This window comes from Microcoleus sp. Pol12B3 (assembly GCF_036701355.1).
Lineage (GTDB): Bacteria > Cyanobacteriota > Cyanobacteriia > Cyanobacteriales > Microcoleaceae > Microcoleus.
The window spans coordinates 60,071-75,936 of record NZ_JAUBQS010000027.1 but is presented as its reverse complement, the minus strand read 5'-3'; the positions used below and the strand labels follow the sequence as shown (position 1 = coordinate 75,936).

Here is a 15,866-nt window from a genome sequence, read left to right as displayed (position 1 = left end):
TATTGTTTGTGAAACCCGCCCATACAACGCAAAAACAAAAAGTTATTATAATCGCTATTTTAATTCATCCAATTTCGCCTTGATAGCTTGCATATCTTGCCACATAAACCATTTCGGAGTTTCCGGTTCACGGGAGGGATTTCGCAACAAGTACGATGGGTGAAAAATAGGCATACACAAACGATTTTCCCATTCAATCCATTGACCTCGGATTTTACTAATTGGTCGCTTGTCGCTTAACAAACCTTTGAGGGCTGTTGCACCGGTTAATAAAATAATTTTGGGGTCTAAGATGCGAATTTGTTCGAGCAAGTATGGTTTGCAAGCTTCGATTTCTTTTGCTGTGGGAGGGCGGTTGTTGGGAGGGCGACATTTGATGACGTTGGCAATGAATACGTCGGTTTCTGCACTCAATCCCACGGATTCTAAAATCTTATCTAACAGTTTGCCCGATCGCCCGACGAAGGGCAATCCGGTTTCGTCTTCGTTTTGTCCGGGCGCTTCTCCCACAATCAAAATTGAGGCTTGAGGATTGCCGCGCCCGATGACGGCGTGAGTGCGGCTGTTGCCCAATTCGCAGCGGTAGCAGCGGTTGCAGTGCTCGCCGATTTGTTCCATATTTTGATAAGTGCCGGGAGGAATGGGAATTTTGGCATTTGCTGGTATTGAGTCTGTTTGGAAAGTGGCACTTTGATTGTTGTCAAAAAGGCTCAGTTGCAAGTCGCTGGACATAAATTTTACAATTAGGGAGAGATTTTGGAGTCTAGAGTTTATAGTTTAGATCGGGTTTGGTGATTTGAGATTGGCTAGAAGCTTGTGTGCGATGCTGTCGATTCCCTACGGGATAGCTGCGCTTCACGCACAATATTTAATTAACACTGGCACAATCTCCAATTGTTTGGTTGAGCTCGTACAGGCAAAAATATGTTCTCTAACCCGTTTTTTGACGATCGCGCCGATGCAGGTGAAAAACTGGCCGAGGCAGTTGTGGACGAGTTCGGCAAGTTGAGTTTAACGACACAGAAGGCGGTGAAACCGATTGTTTACGCCTTGCCGCGCGGGGGTTTGCCCGTTGCTGTGCCGATTGCGCGTCGGTTGGGCTGTCCTTTGGATGTGGTTGTCGCCAAGAAAATTACTCGCCCAGATAATTTAGAATTGGCGATCGGGGCTGCAACTGCTGACGGTCACGTCCTCTGGGAAAAGCAAAAGCAGCACAATTTACGCTTGCAAAAATCAGCCCTGCCCCGGGCTCAAAATAATGCTCAATCTCTGCTGGCAGATTTGTCTCCTGGACGCCCAAATATCAGCGCGACTGGGGCTTTGGCGATTTTGGTAGATGACGGCATTGCTACGGGGATGACGATGGCTGTGGCGGCTAAGGCTGTGGAGTCGCAGCAACCGGCGGCTTTGTGGATTTGCGCGCCTGTCGCACCGGCAGATTTGATGGGATTTTTGGCCCAGATGGGCGAGAAGTTGATTGTTCTGGAGACTCCTCACCCTTTTTACAGTGTCAGTCGCTTTTACGGGCAATTTCCGCAGGTTGAGACGGCGGAGGCTTTAAGGTGTTTGCAGCAACAAACTGAATGGCGATCGTAGGTTAAGCTAGAAGGCTAAATCTAAAAGCTCGATCGCTAATACATGAGACCTTGGCAATATTGGTTGGACACTTTGATTCTGTCTACTCAGCACAATCCGCCTCGCTTTGTTGAGTTGGTGATGTTGACTTTGGCTATGATTTTGCTTGGGCTGTGGAGTGTAACATTGCAGTGGCAGTATTTAACTCTGTCTCTGAGTTATATAATTGGTTCGTCTTTTTCTATTTTGGTGCGGGAATCGATCGGCCCGCGGCCTCAATTTCAGCTAACTCACCTGACAGCATTGCTGTTATTAATTATCAGTTTTTATAGTTTTGCTGAACTAATTAAGTAGTTAAGGCAGTTTTGAGTTGTAGAGGTCAATTTTATAATGTAATTGCGAAGGTGGTGAAGCAATTGCATAACTTATATAGCAATCCTCAGCGGCTTGTGAATTAGATGTTTTTTTGAACGAACCGCGGAGATGCGAAGGAAGAGAAGCGAAGATCGAGAGTTCACCAATAATTAGCCCTCATGCTACATTCTCATGGATTGATGTAAAATTATGCGGTTGCCTGCCGGATCGAAGGCATAGATTTCTAGACCGTGAGAAGCTTTGATAATTTCTCCGTTGGGCGGATAGCCTAAAGCCCAAATTCGGGCGATCGCAGTTTCGAGATCGCTGACTTCCAAACACAAACTCATGCCTGTTTTTGCTCGATTGGCAAATTCCGATTTGTGGGAATCTTTTGGTTTGAAGATGCCGAGCCTTAAGCCTGGGAGTTGAAATTCAGCATAAGTATTCGCAATGTAAGGGTTTGGTTCTATGTCGAGAAATTTTGTGTAAAATTTAACGAGAACTTCCTTATCAATGTCGGCTAAAGTCACTAGGGCGGCGCTGTATTGGAAACTCATATAAATTGGTAATGGGGAATTAGTAATGGGAATTGGTAATATTATAACTTTCTCTCTATTTAAAATCCTCCAATTCGTCCGAGTATTTGAATTTTACCTTGTCGATCGCTTTTGAGAATCACAGCTTCGCCGCTTTGCGGTACAATATTAGTAATGGCGGTAATATTTACTTGATGAGTTACCATAATAACCGCGCCTTTAGTGTGGCGGTTGTCAACAATTAACTGGCGGATTGGATCTGTTTGTCTGGCTTCTTTGCTGCTGTCGCTAAAGAACGAGTTCAGCGCTGGGAACGGTTCGACTTTGCCTAAATTTATCAGTTTTGCTGTTTCCAAACACCTACACCACTGACTCGATAAAACTCTCGCAACTTTGATGTTGCGGTGGCGAAATTGGGCTCCAATTTGCTTGGCTTGGGTTCTTCCCTGTGCTGATAAATTGCGCTGCGTGGAACAATCACCCAACTTAAAGTTAGCAGGATCGCCGGTGCCTGGGGCGATCGCGTGTCGCATTGCTACCACCAACCCCGTCTCATCCCGCTGCAACAATTGCCACCCTGCTTGAGTTTGCGCGTTGGTTGCTGCCTCAGAACTGGCAGTTGCAGTAATTAAGCCGATCGACAATACTAAAGCTAGCGATCCGAAAAACCATTTCCCGTTGAGGTCAATTCGCGCAGCCATTGGTACAGAAGTTAGGAATTAACTTATCATATTATAATACAACAAATATTGCTCTATGGAACTCACCAATTTTATTGCTCTGTCTGTCATTATTGCCCTCGTGCTAGGGATTGGGTTTGGAACAATGACTTGGGCTTACTTCGGCAATGGCAGCATTTCTGTACTCTTTAAAGAACCAATTTTAACTTACCCAGAATTTCCAGATACCGACGGTGGCAGTAAAGCTTCTGTTTATTTCCAACAAGGAATTGAAGCTTATCAGTCAGGAAATTACCGCAAAGCCAAAGATAAATTTACCAGCGCTGTAGAACAAGCTTCAACTTTGGCCGAAGCTTACCACAATCGCGGCTTAGCTTTTGCAAATTTGCGATCGGACGATGAGGCTGTTGCAGATTTGATCCGTGCCAGCGAATTATACCAACAGCAGGGGGCTGGATTTGCGATCGACACGATTAAACAAAATCTGGCAGCCTTGAAGCAGCGCAAGTTAGAACGAGAAAAACAAAAAGCAGTAGCGACATAAATTATTAGGTTCGGCCCGTGGAGCTCAACCCACACTTAGACTTTTCGTCTGAAAAACCCGGTTTCTTTAATGTGGTTGGGAGAAATCGGGCGGGTTTACAGAATTTTTATTAAAGGTGAAAATCAAGATTTAAGCTTCTCCCGATAAACTAAATTTTTCGGGCATCTTCTATGTGGTCGATTTGAGAAATCAGCATTTCTCGGCTAGATGCCACAACTCGATAATTAGTAATTGGATCGTAAGCTTCCCACTCTTGAGTCACTTCGCTGTCTTGCCAAAAAAACCATTCCCGGTAAATTTCACCGTCATCAATGTCGCCGCACAAGGGAAGCCAATCATCTCCTCCCAAGCTCTCAAAATCTCCTCCTACTAAGTCAATCCAAGCTGCAAGGATACAAGAGTCAATAGCATTATTATTAACAGTGGCTGCGCTAGAATGAAGAGAAGTTTCGGGGAAACAAAGTGTGGATTTCATAATCTGTACCTGAATGTTATGTTATTAATTTATAAAAAAATCCTCTACGGCAGTGAAAGCAGAATGCCACTATCCTAACCTCCACAGTTCCCACGTCGAAAAACCTTGACACCCAAAGCGCTCAAATGCCACTGCTGTATGACTTGAGACCGCTTTGAGTCAAGTCGCTACAGAGGCTAAATTGAGCCACTTTGGCAACTGGCATAGAAGAAAGCCCGATGGACAAAATATTGCTGGCGAAGGAGTTCGCGCATTGAGGAGCGAAGACAGTGCGACTGCCAATTGTATACTTGGTAAGTTGGCGAGTTTCAGTACAGTTTTTGTGATAAAATTAGTAGCAACCGGACTTTCATACTGACAGCCCGGTTTGCTCAAAAGCTTTCTAACGGTGGTGCGATCGCCAGTTTTGATTTATTGTTAATTTTGCGAAGTCCCGATCTACTTTTAGGGTAAAAAAATTATGGAAGCCACCAACCAAGAAAGAATAATCGATCTGATAATCCACTATACCAACGGCAAACAGCAACACTTCCAGTTCATTGCGCCAGAGGGAACAGTAGGAGAGCAAGCAACTTTAGGCACTCGCCTGCACAAAATGTTGACGGCAGACCCGATAATTCTCGAATTGGCAGATAAACTGGTAGTTATACCAGTTCACAACATACAAAGTATTGAAATATCGCCGATACCTTCCAAATTGCCAGAGGGTGTCCTTCACCCAATGCGAGAAATCAAGACATAGCTAAGCTGTTCTGCATCCAAATTCAACAGAAAAGGCGGGCTGAATACCCATGTCATGCCGAGTTTGAATAAACATAAATGTACCAATTAAAGGCGCAACAAGTTATTACAAATAACGATAAAAATAAAAAAATGTTGCGAACCGTGAAACCTGTTACGAAAAAAAAGGCAACAGTAGACAAACTCCCAACCCTTATATCATCACTCATTCCAAATCTAAAATCTAAAATCTAAAATAGTATGACGATATATCTCGCGTGAGTGAGGGGAATAATTGCAGGTTGCGCCGACTTTAACTTACCGAAAAAAATGCTAGAACTCCACTGTCACACTACTTATTCCGACGGCACTCTCACCCCTGCCGAACTCGTAGCCGCCGCCGCGTCTTCGGGGGTTCGCGCCTTGGCTGTTACCGATCACGATACGATGTCGGGTTGGGATGAAGCCTTCGCCGCCGCTGCTTTGCACGGTATCGAAATAGTCCCCGGACTCGAACTCAGCACCGTTCACAACGGCCGCTCGCTGCACATTTTAGGTTTTTATCCCGATGCAAATAAGTTGCGCGTTCCTTTGAACGATCGCCTGGAAGGACGGTTTCGCCGATCGCAGGAAATGGTCGAAAAATTAGCAGCAATGGGATACGCGATCGAACTGCCAAAAACATCCCCAGGAATGGCACCGGGAAGGCCTCATATTGCCTCTGCACTTGTCAAAGCCGGTCACGCCAAATCATCGCGGGAAGCATTCGATCGCTGGCTGGGAGATGACGGCCCGGCTTATGTGCATTACGAGAAATTCTCGATCGTCGAAGGCATTGATTTACTGAAGAGTTGCGGCGCAGTACCAGTTTGGGCTCACCCTTATTTATTTCGCGGCGGTGCTGTTGAGGAAGTCTTAAAAGAATTAGTAGATGCTGGTTTAATGGGAGTTGAAGTATACCATCCCAGCCACAGTTCTAGCCAAATCCAAAAGTTGAAAGATTTGTGCCTTCATTACGGTTTGCTGGCAACTGGTGGCAGCGATTATCACGGCCCAGATCCTGAAAGGAAAGCAGCAGATAGCACCCAATTGAATATGCTGCATTTGCCGTTAGAATTGCTCGAACCGATTAAAGTTGCGGCGGCGAGTTTGAAATAGTTTTTTAGGACGAATTTTGCCAACCTATACAGTTGTCAAAAAAAGGAATCCTTTACTTTTTGAGTGAGGAATTTGCACGAAGTAAATCATCAGAAGAAGACCGAGGTCAAGCAGAATATAAATTAATATGAAGTTAAAGGCAATTGCAGCCGAGTTAATTTTACAATGTTACTATAGCAACTTGCCAAACGGAGCTTATTATGAGTGCAGAAGACAGAGCGAAGGCGATCGGCAAAAATTTAGAAGGCAAAGCTCAGGAAATTTTCGGTAATATTACGGGCAACAGAAAAGACCAGGTTGAAGGCAAAGCCAAACAAGCGGAAGCCTCCGCCCGCCACGCAGCAGAAGATGCTAAAAATGCGGTGAAAAATCTGGCAGATCAAGCCAAAAGGTCGATCGACAAATTGTAGAAACCGCGCTATACCAAATCCTGGCTAATAGAATTCGCTTCATATCAAATCCTTTGGTATCAATAGGGTTTGATATGATTTATTTTTGGAATGTGCATAAACTGGGTGACTTCTGCGACATCTCTTCAAACGCGCAGTGGAGAAGTCCCTACGATTGTTAATTTTACACCGGATTAATTTCGTAGTAAGGACTTCAGTCCTTATCGCATTGCCTTTACGAAAAATTTTTGCTCAATTCTGCATAAAGCCGCCAAAACCTGCGATATCAGAGTATCAACACGCAAAAACTGGACTATGACGAGACATGATACCCCCGTCGAACCCTTAGCAGGTTTAGTTCCTGTAGGGGCAAGTTTCAACTTGTTGCTTCCACCCACGGGTTGGGAACTCAAACCGATTTCCTTGACTTTGTTACTGTTGGCAGGTTACAGCGCTATTTTCCCTGGGATAATCGAATTATCTCGATGTCATCCGAACGTGCCAGTGAACACCGACGAACAGTTACGCCAACTTCTACAACTCTTGAAAGACTCGCCAGAGGCGAGTAAGGAACAAGAAAGACTCAAAAATAAATTGTGCCAACTCATTCCTCATTTGCCCGGAATTCGCAAGAATCGCGATGCCAATCCTAATATTGATTTTGACGGCGCAGTGAATGAGGCCTATGGGGGTTTTTTCAAAACGCTGCCGAGATTTTTTCGGGAAATTGACCTCGATAATATCGCTGATGATGCGTTGCAAACCAGAGTGGTTAAGCGGTTCAATACAATCGTTAAACGCAAAGTATATGACCAATACAGCAAGTTAGAGCGGCAGCCTTTTACTTTTAGTTTGGATGCTCCAACTAAGAGCAAAACAGGTGAAGAATTTGATTCGGAAGGAGCGGCTGATGATACTACGGTCATAGGAATTGAGCAACTGATTGAGCAAGAACAAGTTAAAAATAAGGAGCGCATCGGCCGCAAACTATGGCAGTGTATTGAAGACGATCCGACGGGAGAACTGCGAAACAGTTATCCCAATGAAAAAATAGATAAGACTCAGCCAAACACTCCCGAAAATCGTCGCCCTCGACCGGATGCCAATTGTCACATACTGGCAGTGCGATTGCTGCTGAAAGACCCTCCTGATAAATTATCGGTAATTGCCAGAGAGTTAAATATTGACTATCAAACTCTCAACTCTCACTGGAAAAGAACAGGTTTTGAACTCGTCAAAGAGATTGGCAATAGAATTGCTAAAGAATGTGGATATCAACCGGAGGAATAATGGTGAATAGCATGGATACTTATTTGTTACAAATTCCTCTGGAGCAAACTGCCCGCAATTTAGCTCTGCAATTTGCTTCAGAGCAAGCTAATCCGCAAAAAGGCAAGCGGGTTTATTTCAATACCCTGGCGGTTTGGGCAGTTAACTATTTTTTGGAATGGATGGAAATGGAAACTGATATTGAGGGCGGTGATAGTTGGAATCCAGCAATGCGGGCGGTTTTGGATGTCGGCGATTTGGTTTTGCCGGGGATTGGCAAGATAGAATGCTGTCCGGTTCAGCTCGGAGAATCGGCGATTTCTCTGCCGGAAGTGCGAGGAAACCGCATTGCATATATCGTCGTTCAGTTTGCCGAACCTTTCGATAAGGTGAAACTTTTGGGCTTTATTCCGGCTGTGGAAATTCATGATGAAATTCAAGAGATTTCTCTAACTAATCTCAAACCCCTTGAGGAATTGTGGGATTATTTGGATCGAATTGAGTTGGCGATTCCGCTGTTGCAAGGTGAAATTGAAGAGTTGCTATCTGATTTGGGAGAAGATGACCCCGTACAAGCACAAGTTCGGGAGAATTTGCAAAACAAATCTATTTCTGAAATTGTGGCAATTTTGAATAAAGTTTTGCACAGTAGTGAGAAATCTGACTGGGGATATGAAGGAGGGAAGGCTTTAGCGGGAAGCGGTTCTAGTAGTGGAGGTTTGGGAAATAGAGATATATCTTTCTCTCGCGATCAATCTTCACCTGTTGAGAAAGCTTCAGATATTGAGGAGGATGTGAAAGCGGAACTGAATCTGATTGCTGAAGATTTATTGGAAAAGTTAGCTGAGATTTGGGGAGATGGTGATGATTTTGCCTTGTCATAAATCGGCAATATCCCAGAAATATGGATAAATTTCCATGACTTGTAGGGGCGGGTTCACCAACCATATTTGATACAAATCGACAATCTCATAAACCCGCCCCATCCCCGCGACAAATATCGAAATACCGTCAAAATATTTCATTGTTGGGATTTTTGCATGGGGTGGGGGCCGGTTTTCGAGATTGTTGGTTTTTGCCGCAGATGGTTGGTGAACCCGCCCCTACAAGATTTTTCGGGAATTTTGCATAATTTCCCCCCAAATTGCCGATAGATATATATACACAGAATACAAGGTAAACTCCAATGGACGAACAACGCCTCGCCGCCTATCTCCAACTGATTCAAGCCCTGCTTGAGTGCCCTAACGGTGCAAATGATATTCTCAACGCGAATCGAGAGTTAGTTGATGCTAATTTTGTGCAAGTCATGGAAGCGGAAGCGGAGAAGATGGCGGCAGAGGGTAACTCCAATGTAAGTTGGTTGCAAAGTCTTGCTGCATATTTGGCAAATTATATCAGCAGTACAGCAACTTCTGATGAGTATTTATCTTTTTTTTTGGAGGTATTACAAGCAACGATGGAAAGTGGTGGAAATCCTCAAGTTGTCTATTCTATTTTAGGACAAAACTTCGACAAATTGGATTTAAATCTTGCTCAAGTATTACAAGCTTGGGCAACATCCAAATTCACAGAAGTTACCTCAGAACAAGCTGCATACATCGCAGCAGTTATTGCTCAATTTGGCAATTTAATTCAGCAGTTTCCTCTGGGGCGGCGGGCATGGAATTTAGAAATTTGTATTGCTTGTTATACCGCAGCCTTAGAAGTCCGTACCCGCAAAGATTATCCCGAAGATTGGGCTATGACTCAAAACAATTTGGCGGCCGCCTATAGTGACAGAATAGAGGGTGTGAGGGCGGCGAATATTGAACTTGCGATCGCCTGTTATACCGCAGCATTAGAAGTCCGTACCCGCAAGGATTATCCCGAAGATTGGGCAGGGACTCAAAATAATTTGGCGGCTGCCTATGGTAACAGAATAGCAGGAGTCAAGGCAGAGAATATTGAACTTGCGATCGCCCGTTCTACCGCAGCCTTAGAAGTCTATAAGCGAGAGAATTATCCCGAAGATTGGGCTATCACTCAAAATAATTTGGCGATTGCCTATTGTGACAGAATAGCAGGAGTCAAGGCAGAGAATATTGAACTTGCGATCGCCCGTTATACTGCAGCCTTAGAAGTCCGTACCCGCAAGGATTATCCCGAAGATTGGGCTATGACTCAAAACAATTTGGCGGCCGCCTATAGTGACAGAATAGAGGGTGTGAGGGCGGCGAATATTGAACTTGCGATCGCCTGTTATACCGCTGCCTTAGAAGTCTATAAGTGCGAGAATTATCCCGAAGATTGGGCAATGACTCAAAACAATTTGGGAAATGCCTATAGTAAGAGAATAGCAGGAGTCAGGGCGGGGAATATTGAACTTGCGATCGCCCGTTATACCGCAGCCTTAAAAGTCCGTACTCGCGAGAATTATCCCGAATATTGGGCAATGACTCAAAACAATTTGGGGGAAGCCTATCGTAACAGAATAGCAGGAGTCATGGCCGAGAATATTGAAGAGGCAATTTCTTGTTTTCGCTTAGCATTAGAAATTCGCACTCCTACTGCTTTCCCTTTAGACTGCTTGCAATCAGGTAGAAACCTCGGCAATACCGCTTTCACTGCTGGTTTTTGGGACATCGCCCTTGAAGGATTCGAGAAAGCAATTCAAGCGGTGGAAAAAAGCAGAAGTTGGGCAACTTCCGACGATATCCGCCAGCAGATTTTAGCAGAATCGATCGATGTTTACGAAAAAGCAATTCAAGCTTGCGTCAACAGCAACCAACTGGAAAAAGCCATAGAATACTGCGACAGATCCCGTGCTCAGCGGTTAGTTGATTTAATGCACAGCAATGATTTGTATGCTAGCAGCGAAATTCCACCCGCAGTGCAAAAGTATTTGCAGGAATTTGAGGCGAAGCAGCGGGAAATTGACGCAGAAGTTGAACAACTCCGCAAACCTTCTGAAGGCAATAAAGAATTAGCCGATGTGGGTAGTCAGTCACGCAGTCGGGCAGATTTGTCTGCTTACACGGAGAAGATTCAAGACTTGGAAAGGGAAAAACAGCAAATCTGGGAAAAGATTCGCAGTTTAGATCCAGTTTTAGCGGGACAATTTCAAGTCGATCCGATGCAGTTTGCGGCGATGCAGCAACTCATCGACAATTCACAGACGGCGATTCTCTGTTTTTACACGACGGATGATGACACTCATGTTTTTGTGATTTACAAGGATAAAGCGCCGCAGATTCACACTTGTCAGGGAGAGGGTTGGGGAAATTTTCAGAATGGGATTTTTGAGAGTTGGTTGTCGCCTTATTTGCAGGATCGGAAAATTCGGCAACAGGGGATGGGTGAGTTTTTGTCTCAGTTGTCGCAGCGGTTGAAAGTTGATGAGTTGATTGGTAATTATTTGGAGGGGATTGAGGAATTGATTGTGATTCCGCATTTGTATTTGCATCAGATTCCGCTGGCGGCATTGCCGATAGAACCCCCCCAACCGAGGGCGGGCACGGGAGCACCGCCCCTACGAAGGGTGTTCCTTGGTGACAAATTCCTAATTCGTTACGTGCCCAGTTGCCGAATCTTGGAGTATTGCAATCAACGCCCAACCATCGAATCGCCGAAATACGGGATTGTGGAAAATGCCACGGATGACTTGTACTTCACTCCTTTTGAGTGCGAACAAATTGCTGAAATTGTGACGAAACCTGAGCGGTTAAAAGGAAGTCAAGAAGCAACAGTCGCAGCCTATCGAAACCTAGCCCAAAATGTGAATGTAATCCACTCCAGTCACCACGCTGTCTCGCGTTTGGACAATCCTTTAGAATCGCAATTGTTTTTAGGAGACGGGAGTATCACATTAGGGGAATTGATGACACCTGGTTGGCGGTTGCCGCAGTTATCCGATGTGTTTATGTCTTGCTGCGAAACTAATTTAGGAGGGACGGAAATTACGGATAATCTGCTTAGTTTGGGAACGGGGTTTTTGTGTGCGGGAGCTCGGAGTGTGGTCAGCACTTTGTGGGCGGTGGATGATTTTGCTACTTCGTTGTTTTCGATTTTTTACTATCACTATCGTCGGGAAGGTTTGAGTCGTCCAGAGGCTTTGCGACGGGCACAGGTGAGGTTGCGGACAATTTCGGGTGCGGAGTTGAAACAGCTTTATCAACCGCAAATCGATCCGTTGCTTCAGAGAATTATTGGGGATTTAAAGTCAAAATTGGCTGTGGTTCAAAAGAAAAAACAAAAGTTAAAATTGCGGCAGACATCCTACCACAAGGAGACTGATGAGTTTAATAAGTTGGGGGCGCAGTTGAAGAAAATAACGAAGCGGGAGAATCAGATTCAGAAACAGAAGAAAGGATATGAAAGTTTAAAAGAAAATATTTACACTCTGTCAAATCCTTTTGATGATTTGAGTTATTGGTCGGGATTTATTTGTCAGGGTTTGCATTGACAAGACTTACGCACTCCGGCTGAAAAAACCGGGTTTTTAACCGAATTTTTCGGCTGTAACCAAGTATTTTCGTAAAAAACCCCGGTTTCTGGGTCCCATGCTAAATCCTATGAGTTTAACACTCTTAATAGCGAGGACTTTCGCTATGAAACAGGGAATTAATTCCCTCTCCGACTTTTGGTAAAACGCGCTATTTTATCCACATTAATCCGAGTTTATCTCCGGTTAAAAATCGGGTTCCGCAGCCAAAAGCTCGATCGACAAATCCATCTGTTCCTTCCCCCGCGCCAAAAATCTTTCGCACTCCTGCCAACACTCCACAGCCACCCCAAACTGCTCGAAAACCTCTTCTAGAGGCAACTCTCCCGATTCCACCCGATCGATAATCGCTTCAATTCGATCGACCGTTTCCTCATAATTCCAGTCAGACTGGCGCAACTGCGAATCAATCATAACTTTTCTTCCGCATCCAATACTTCTACAATCTTAACTTTCAGCACGCCCCGACTCAACCTCACAGTCAATTCTTCTCCCAATTCCAAACCGTCAGTTTTGCGGACGATCGTACCGTCACTTTGGATTACCGCCGCATAACCCCTTTGCAATACCGCCGCCGGATTCAGTGCGGCTAACTTTTCTTGCAATACCTCCAGTTTACCAGTTGCTTGCCGCAAAGTTCGAGATGTCGCAGGCAAACGTTTTAATCGATTTTGTAACAGTTGCAAATGCTCTTCTTCTGTCTGAAATCTTGCCCGCACAGCGTTTGCTAAATTAACCGTTCGCTGCTTGTGTTCAAAGTAAATATCTGCTAAAATTGGTACAGCTTGAACCGCCGCCGCAGTCGGAGTGTGGGCTCGTTTATCTGCTACTAAATCGGCGAGAGATTCGTCTCTTTCGTGTCCGATGCCGGTGATAATTGGAATCGCACAATTCGCGATCGCCCTGACAACTCTCTCATCATTAAAACAAGCCAAATCTTCCGCAGAACCGCCGCCGCGCGCTAAAACGATCACATCAGCCCTACCATCCATTTCTACACGGGCGATCGCGCGGGCGATCGCAGCAGCAGCCAATTCTCCCTGCACTCCTGTCGGCGACAGCAACACCCGCAAACCCGGATATCTTTGGGCTAGAGTGCGCTGAATGTCTCCCCAAGCAGCGCCAGTATCGGATGTCACCACGGCCACAATTTGCGGGTGTGCGGGAATCGGGCGCTTTCGGGCGGGATCGAAGAAACCCTCAGCATCCAAGCGCGATCGCAATTGCTGCAACCGCAAAGCCTGCAATCCTTCCCCAGCCGGTAGCGATTGCACAACAGTCAACTGGTACTCGCCCCGATTTTTGTAAACCCGGATGCTTCCTAAAACCAGCAACTGTTCTCCTTTTTCCGGGATTTGCACCAATTTTTGCCGCTGAGAATTCCACACCACGCAGCGAATAGCAGCGCTTTTGTCGGTGTCGCACAGAGTGAAAAAGCAGCCGCTAGGGTGGTGCGAAACGTTCGACACCTCGCCTGTCAGCCAAACTGATTGCAGGTTGCGATCGCCCTCCAACAACTCTTGCAGGTAAGATGTTAGTCCGGCAACAGATAAAGCTGTATCGGGAAGAATTGAAGTCATCCAATTTTAGATTTTAGATTTTAGGTTTAGCCTACTATCAATGCTTCGGACAGTGTGCGATTGCCAAGGGTAAAATAAGGTTTCAGGGCGATTGCCAAATCGACTTGCTAACGGAAAATCAAGGGTTTCCCACTAGGATCTCAAAATAGTCCGGACTATTGTAGTATATCTAAGGTAATTTATTTGTAGGCTGAGCGGGCAATCGTAATTTTAACTGCAAACAAACTAATGATATCAGATACAATGAATTCGATGAATGTGCTGCGCCAAGAGGCGGCGGCGATCGGCATTACTGAGGAAGAAGCCAGAAAATATGGCGACCTCCGACATAAAAGAACTTGGTCTTTGGCGATCGAACATCACCTCTCAATGCAAGATTTTGCCGTTGGCGAAGCCCTCGAAGAGGATCGCATAGAACAATCCTTCACAACTTCCGAACCCGATTCCTCCACCGCACTCAACCACTCTCAGACTGAGGAGTCGAAAGACTATGGTATTCAGCTAACTGCGAACCTAGGCGAATCTAGAGTAACCAAGGAGAATCAAACAGTATCTGTTGCTTCGCCACAACAGCAAGCAGTAGCAATCGGGCGATCGCACACACATTCCGACCAGCGCAGCAACCAAAACCGAGGTTTTAAACAAGTAGTTCAAAATCATATTAAAGCATTAACAATTGCATCCGCCTCCCGCACAAATCTGCCCCATTCACAACTGGGCAATTGGGTTTGCCCTGAGTGTGGGTCGGAGGGCGAATTGGATTGTTACCTTTGCGCCGGAGAAGGCAATGTAGGCGATGTTCCAGCTATTGGGTGGACGCTAGCTTATATGGAAATGTTAGGCTGTTCGGCTCGCGAAATTGAACCATTGAGAAAAAATTCGCCTTCAGTAAATATTCTGGAATTGAATTTAAAAGTTTGTGTGGCTATCAAACAAAGTAGCGAAGTTTTAGCCAGGACGGAGAAATGGGTAATTAGCCATTAGTTAGCTGAAAGCTCAACAAAATTAAGTATTGATTCTAGCTTTTTCAAAGCAACTTCCAAATCGTCATTAACAACTTGGAAATCGAATTCCCCCGCCGCTTCAATTTCCTCTTTAGCACGCAGCAACCGACGGGCGATCGCCGTTTCGGAATCTTGACCCCGAGTCCGCAGGCGCCGTTCCAATTCTTCCCAAGAAGGAGGTAAAATAAAAATTCGCAGCGCCTGTGGAAAATTATTCCTAATTTGCCTAGCCCCTTCCAACTCAATTTCGAGAATTACCCATTTTCCCTCACCAATTCCTTGCTTGAGACCAAAATAAGGAGTACCGTAAAAATTACCGGCAAACTGGGCCCATTCGGCCAACTCTCCAGCCTCAACCATTTGTTCAAAGCGGCTGCGGCTGACAAAATAGTAGTGCTGTCCCTCAATTTCTCCCTCACGGGGCTCACGAGTTGTCACGGATACCGAAAGATACAATTCGGGATGGCGATTGAGGAGCGATCGCACTAAGGTGCCTTTCCCCACACCGCTTGGCCCCGTCAGAACAATTAATTTACCAGATTTCATCTTTAGAATAGAAACGTGTAACAATTTAAGTTTCCGCTTACTTTAGACTGTAAGCGCTCAAATTGCAACTGACCAACCTCAATCATCCCGACCTTGAGCGTCTTTGCTGATCGCAAAACGATTAGCAACCGTTTCCGGCTGAATGGCGGAGAGGATGACGTGACTCGAATCTGTAATAATTACCGCTCTCGTGCGGCGCCCGTAAGTTGCGTCAACCAGTTGTCCCCGCTCCCGCGCATCAGTAATAATCCGCTTAATTGGCGCTGACTCTGGACTGACAATGGCAATCACTCGATTAGCAGACACAATGTTACCAAAACCGATATTAATTAATTGAATATCCATGAAAATCTTAATGTATGGGTGAACGATTGACTATTAATCCTTACTTTTTATCATATAATATACAAAGATTTTTTTTGATAATTATCAAATTAATCCTAACTAAGTTTTTTAGTTTATACCTAAAATTTTTATCCTTTTGACGCCGAGTACCCCGTTCTTTATCAAAAATTTAAAAAAGACTCGCTGTTCCCGCTCTATCTTAAAG

General features: G+C 45.1%; 19 protein-coding genes. 10 read left to right on the top strand and 9 right to left on the bottom strand.

What is annotated here, in order from left to right:
* Positions 1-54: 54 nt before the first annotated feature.
* Positions 55-732: a uracil-DNA glycosylase gene (locus QUA53_RS15770; protein ID WP_333098315.1), complete on the bottom strand. Its 678-nt coding sequence runs from the start codon at positions 730-732 to the stop codon at positions 55-57.
* Positions 733-924: 192 nt separating this feature from the next.
* Here QUA53_RS15770 and QUA53_RS15765 point away from each other — a divergent pair, with 192 nt between their 5' ends.
* Both QUA53_RS15765 and QUA53_RS15760 read left to right on the top strand, forming a co-directional pair.
* Positions 925-1,596 (top strand): phosphoribosyltransferase family protein, encoded by a 672-nt coding sequence (locus tag QUA53_RS15765; protein WP_333098313.1) that lies wholly within the window; start codon positions 925-927, stop codon positions 1,594-1,596.
* 63 nt (positions 1,597-1,659) lie between these two features.
* Complete coding sequence (locus QUA53_RS15760; RefSeq protein ID WP_445305238.1) at positions 1,660-1,929, top strand: hypothetical protein; 270 nt, start codon at positions 1,660-1,662, stop codon at positions 1,927-1,929.
* 182 nt (positions 1,930-2,111) lie between these two features.
* Here the strand turns inward: QUA53_RS15760 and QUA53_RS15755 are convergent, their stop codons facing one another.
* Positions 2,112-2,489 carry a VOC family protein gene (locus QUA53_RS15755; RefSeq protein ID WP_333098309.1) on the bottom strand — a complete coding sequence of 126 codons (378 nt, stop codon included), beginning with the start codon at positions 2,487-2,489 and terminating at the stop codon, positions 2,112-2,114.
* 59 nt (positions 2,490-2,548) lie between these two features.
* Positions 2,549-3,169: a histidine phosphatase family protein gene (locus tag QUA53_RS15750; RefSeq protein ID WP_333098307.1), complete on the bottom strand. Its 621-nt coding sequence runs from the start codon at positions 3,167-3,169 to the stop codon at positions 2,549-2,551.
* A 55-nt stretch (positions 3,170-3,224) separates the two neighbouring features.
* On the opposite strand from QUA53_RS15750, the gene QUA53_RS15745 reads away from it, so the two are divergent.
* Entirely contained in the window at positions 3,225-3,692 is a 468-nt protein-coding gene (locus tag QUA53_RS15745; RefSeq protein WP_333098305.1) for a hypothetical protein, read from the top strand.
* 148 nt (positions 3,693-3,840) lie between these two features.
* Here the strand turns inward: QUA53_RS15745 and QUA53_RS15740 are convergent, their stop codons facing one another.
* Positions 3,841-4,167 (bottom strand): hypothetical protein, encoded by a 327-nt coding sequence (locus QUA53_RS15740; RefSeq protein WP_333098304.1) that lies wholly within the window; start codon positions 4,165-4,167, stop codon positions 3,841-3,843.
* Between the two features lie 460 nt (positions 4,168-4,627).
* Between QUA53_RS15740 and QUA53_RS15735 the strand changes: the two genes are divergently transcribed.
* From QUA53_RS15735 to QUA53_RS15715, 5 genes are all read left to right on the top strand, one after another.
* Positions 4,628-4,909, top strand: a complete 282-nt coding sequence (locus QUA53_RS15735; RefSeq protein WP_333098302.1) for a hypothetical protein — start codon at positions 4,628-4,630, stop codon at positions 4,907-4,909.
* A gap of 308 nt (positions 4,910-5,217) precedes the next feature.
* A complete protein-coding gene (locus QUA53_RS15730) occupies positions 5,218-6,045 on the top strand; it encodes a PHP domain-containing protein (protein ID WP_039886987.1) in 828 nt (275 codons plus the stop codon).
* A 200-nt stretch (positions 6,046-6,245) separates the two neighbouring features.
* Positions 6,246-6,455 (top strand): CsbD family protein, encoded by a 210-nt coding sequence (locus tag QUA53_RS15725; protein ID WP_333074046.1) that lies wholly within the window; start codon positions 6,246-6,248, stop codon positions 6,453-6,455.
* Positions 6,456-6,749: 294 nt separating this feature from the next.
* The gene (locus tag QUA53_RS15720; protein ID WP_333098300.1) at positions 6,750-7,724 is read left to right on the top strand and encodes a hypothetical protein; all 975 of its coding nucleotides are present in this window, start codon (positions 6,750-6,752) and stop codon (positions 7,722-7,724) included.
* Positions 7,724-8,587, top strand: coding sequence for a DUF1822 family protein (locus QUA53_RS15715; RefSeq protein WP_333098298.1), 864 nt, complete (start codon positions 7,724-7,726; stop codon positions 8,585-8,587). Before QUA53_RS15720 ends, QUA53_RS15715 begins: the two co-directional genes overlap by 1 nt.
* On the opposite strand, the gene QUA53_RS15710 is transcribed toward QUA53_RS15715, so the two are convergent.
* A complete protein-coding gene (locus QUA53_RS15710; protein WP_333098296.1) occupies positions 8,582-8,728 on the bottom strand; it encodes a hypothetical protein in 147 nt (48 codons plus the stop codon). The genes QUA53_RS15715 and QUA53_RS15710 overlap by 6 nt on opposite strands.
* A 161-nt stretch (positions 8,729-8,889) precedes the next feature.
* Between QUA53_RS15710 and QUA53_RS15705 the strand changes: the two genes are divergently transcribed.
* Entirely contained in the window at positions 8,890-12,147 is a 3,258-nt protein-coding gene (locus tag QUA53_RS15705) for a CHAT domain-containing tetratricopeptide repeat protein (protein ID WP_333248947.1), read from the top strand.
* Between the two features lie 225 nt (positions 12,148-12,372).
* Here the strand turns inward: QUA53_RS15705 and xseB are convergent, their stop codons facing one another.
* Positions 12,373-12,600 carry an exodeoxyribonuclease VII small subunit gene (xseB, locus tag QUA53_RS15700; RefSeq protein ID WP_333046043.1) on the bottom strand — a complete coding sequence of 76 codons (228 nt, stop codon included), beginning with the start codon at positions 12,598-12,600 and terminating at the stop codon, positions 12,373-12,375.
* The gene (gene xseA / locus QUA53_RS15695) at positions 12,597-13,766 is read right to left on the bottom strand and encodes an exodeoxyribonuclease VII large subunit (protein WP_333098294.1); all 1,170 of its coding nucleotides are present in this window, start codon (positions 13,764-13,766) and stop codon (positions 12,597-12,599) included. Before xseA ends, xseB begins: the two co-directional genes overlap by 4 nt.
* Before the next feature lie 228 nt (positions 13,767-13,994).
* Here xseA and QUA53_RS15690 point away from each other — a divergent pair, with 228 nt between their 5' ends.
* Positions 13,995-14,750 carry a hypothetical protein gene (locus QUA53_RS15690; protein ID WP_333098293.1) on the top strand — a complete coding sequence of 252 codons (756 nt, stop codon included), beginning with the start codon at positions 13,995-13,997 and terminating at the stop codon, positions 14,748-14,750.
* Here the strand turns inward: QUA53_RS15690 and gmk are convergent.
* Both gmk and remA read right to left on the bottom strand, forming a co-directional pair.
* Positions 14,747-15,316, bottom strand: coding sequence for a guanylate kinase (gene gmk / locus QUA53_RS15685; protein ID WP_333098291.1), 570 nt, complete (start codon positions 15,314-15,316; stop codon positions 14,747-14,749). The genes QUA53_RS15690 and gmk overlap by 4 nt on opposite strands.
* A 78-nt stretch (positions 15,317-15,394) precedes the next feature.
* The gene (remA, locus tag QUA53_RS15680; RefSeq protein ID WP_333098289.1) at positions 15,395-15,661 is read right to left on the bottom strand and encodes an extracellular matrix/biofilm regulator RemA; all 267 of its coding nucleotides are present in this window, start codon (positions 15,659-15,661) and stop codon (positions 15,395-15,397) included.
* Positions 15,662-15,866: the final 205 nt, after the last annotated feature.

Bases quoted from the DNA above. Each gene is read 5' to 3' on its own strand.
- QUA53_RS15770 (WP_333098315.1), bottom strand. From the start codon at position 732: ATGTCCAGCGACTTGCAACTGAGCCTTTTTGACAACAATCAAAGTGCC.
- QUA53_RS15765 (WP_333098313.1), top strand. From the start codon at position 925: ATGTTCTCTAACCCGTTTTTTGACGATCGCGCCGATGCAGGTGAAAAA.
- QUA53_RS15755 (WP_333098309.1), bottom strand. From the start codon at position 2,489: ATGAGTTTCCAATACAGCGCCGCCCTAGTGACTTTAGCCGACATTGAT.
- QUA53_RS15750 (WP_333098307.1), bottom strand. From the start codon at position 3,169: ATGGCTGCGCGAATTGACCTCAACGGGAAATGGTTTTTCGGATCGCTA.
- QUA53_RS15745 (WP_333098305.1), top strand. From the start codon at position 3,225: ATGGAACTCACCAATTTTATTGCTCTGTCTGTCATTATTGCCCTCGTG.
- QUA53_RS15740 (WP_333098304.1), bottom strand. From the start codon at position 4,167: ATGAAATCCACACTTTGTTTCCCCGAAACTTCTCTTCATTCTAGCGCA.
- QUA53_RS15735 (WP_333098302.1), top strand. From the start codon at position 4,628: ATGGAAGCCACCAACCAAGAAAGAATAATCGATCTGATAATCCACTAT.
- QUA53_RS15730 (WP_039886987.1), top strand. From the start codon at position 5,218: ATGCTAGAACTCCACTGTCACACTACTTATTCCGACGGCACTCTCACC.
- QUA53_RS15725 (WP_333074046.1), top strand. From the start codon at position 6,246: ATGAGTGCAGAAGACAGAGCGAAGGCGATCGGCAAAAATTTAGAAGGC.
- QUA53_RS15720 (WP_333098300.1), top strand. From the start codon at position 6,750: ATGACGAGACATGATACCCCCGTCGAACCCTTAGCAGGTTTAGTTCCT.
- QUA53_RS15715 (WP_333098298.1), top strand. From the start codon at position 7,724: ATGGTGAATAGCATGGATACTTATTTGTTACAAATTCCTCTGGAGCAA.
- QUA53_RS15710 (WP_333098296.1), bottom strand. From the start codon at position 8,728: ATGAAATATTTTGACGGTATTTCGATATTTGTCGCGGGGATGGGGCGG.
- QUA53_RS15705 (WP_333248947.1), top strand. From the start codon at position 8,890: ATGGACGAACAACGCCTCGCCGCCTATCTCCAACTGATTCAAGCCCTG.
- xseB (WP_333046043.1), bottom strand. From the start codon at position 12,600: ATGATTGATTCGCAGTTGCGCCAGTCTGACTGGAATTATGAGGAAACG.
- xseA (WP_333098294.1), bottom strand. From the start codon at position 13,766: ATGACTTCAATTCTTCCCGATACAGCTTTATCTGTTGCCGGACTAACA.
- QUA53_RS15690 (WP_333098293.1), top strand. From the start codon at position 13,995: ATGATATCAGATACAATGAATTCGATGAATGTGCTGCGCCAAGAGGCG.
- gmk (WP_333098291.1), bottom strand. From the start codon at position 15,316: ATGAAATCTGGTAAATTAATTGTTCTGACGGGGCCAAGCGGTGTGGGG.
- remA (WP_333098289.1), bottom strand. From the start codon at position 15,661: ATGGATATTCAATTAATTAATATCGGTTTTGGTAACATTGTGTCTGCT.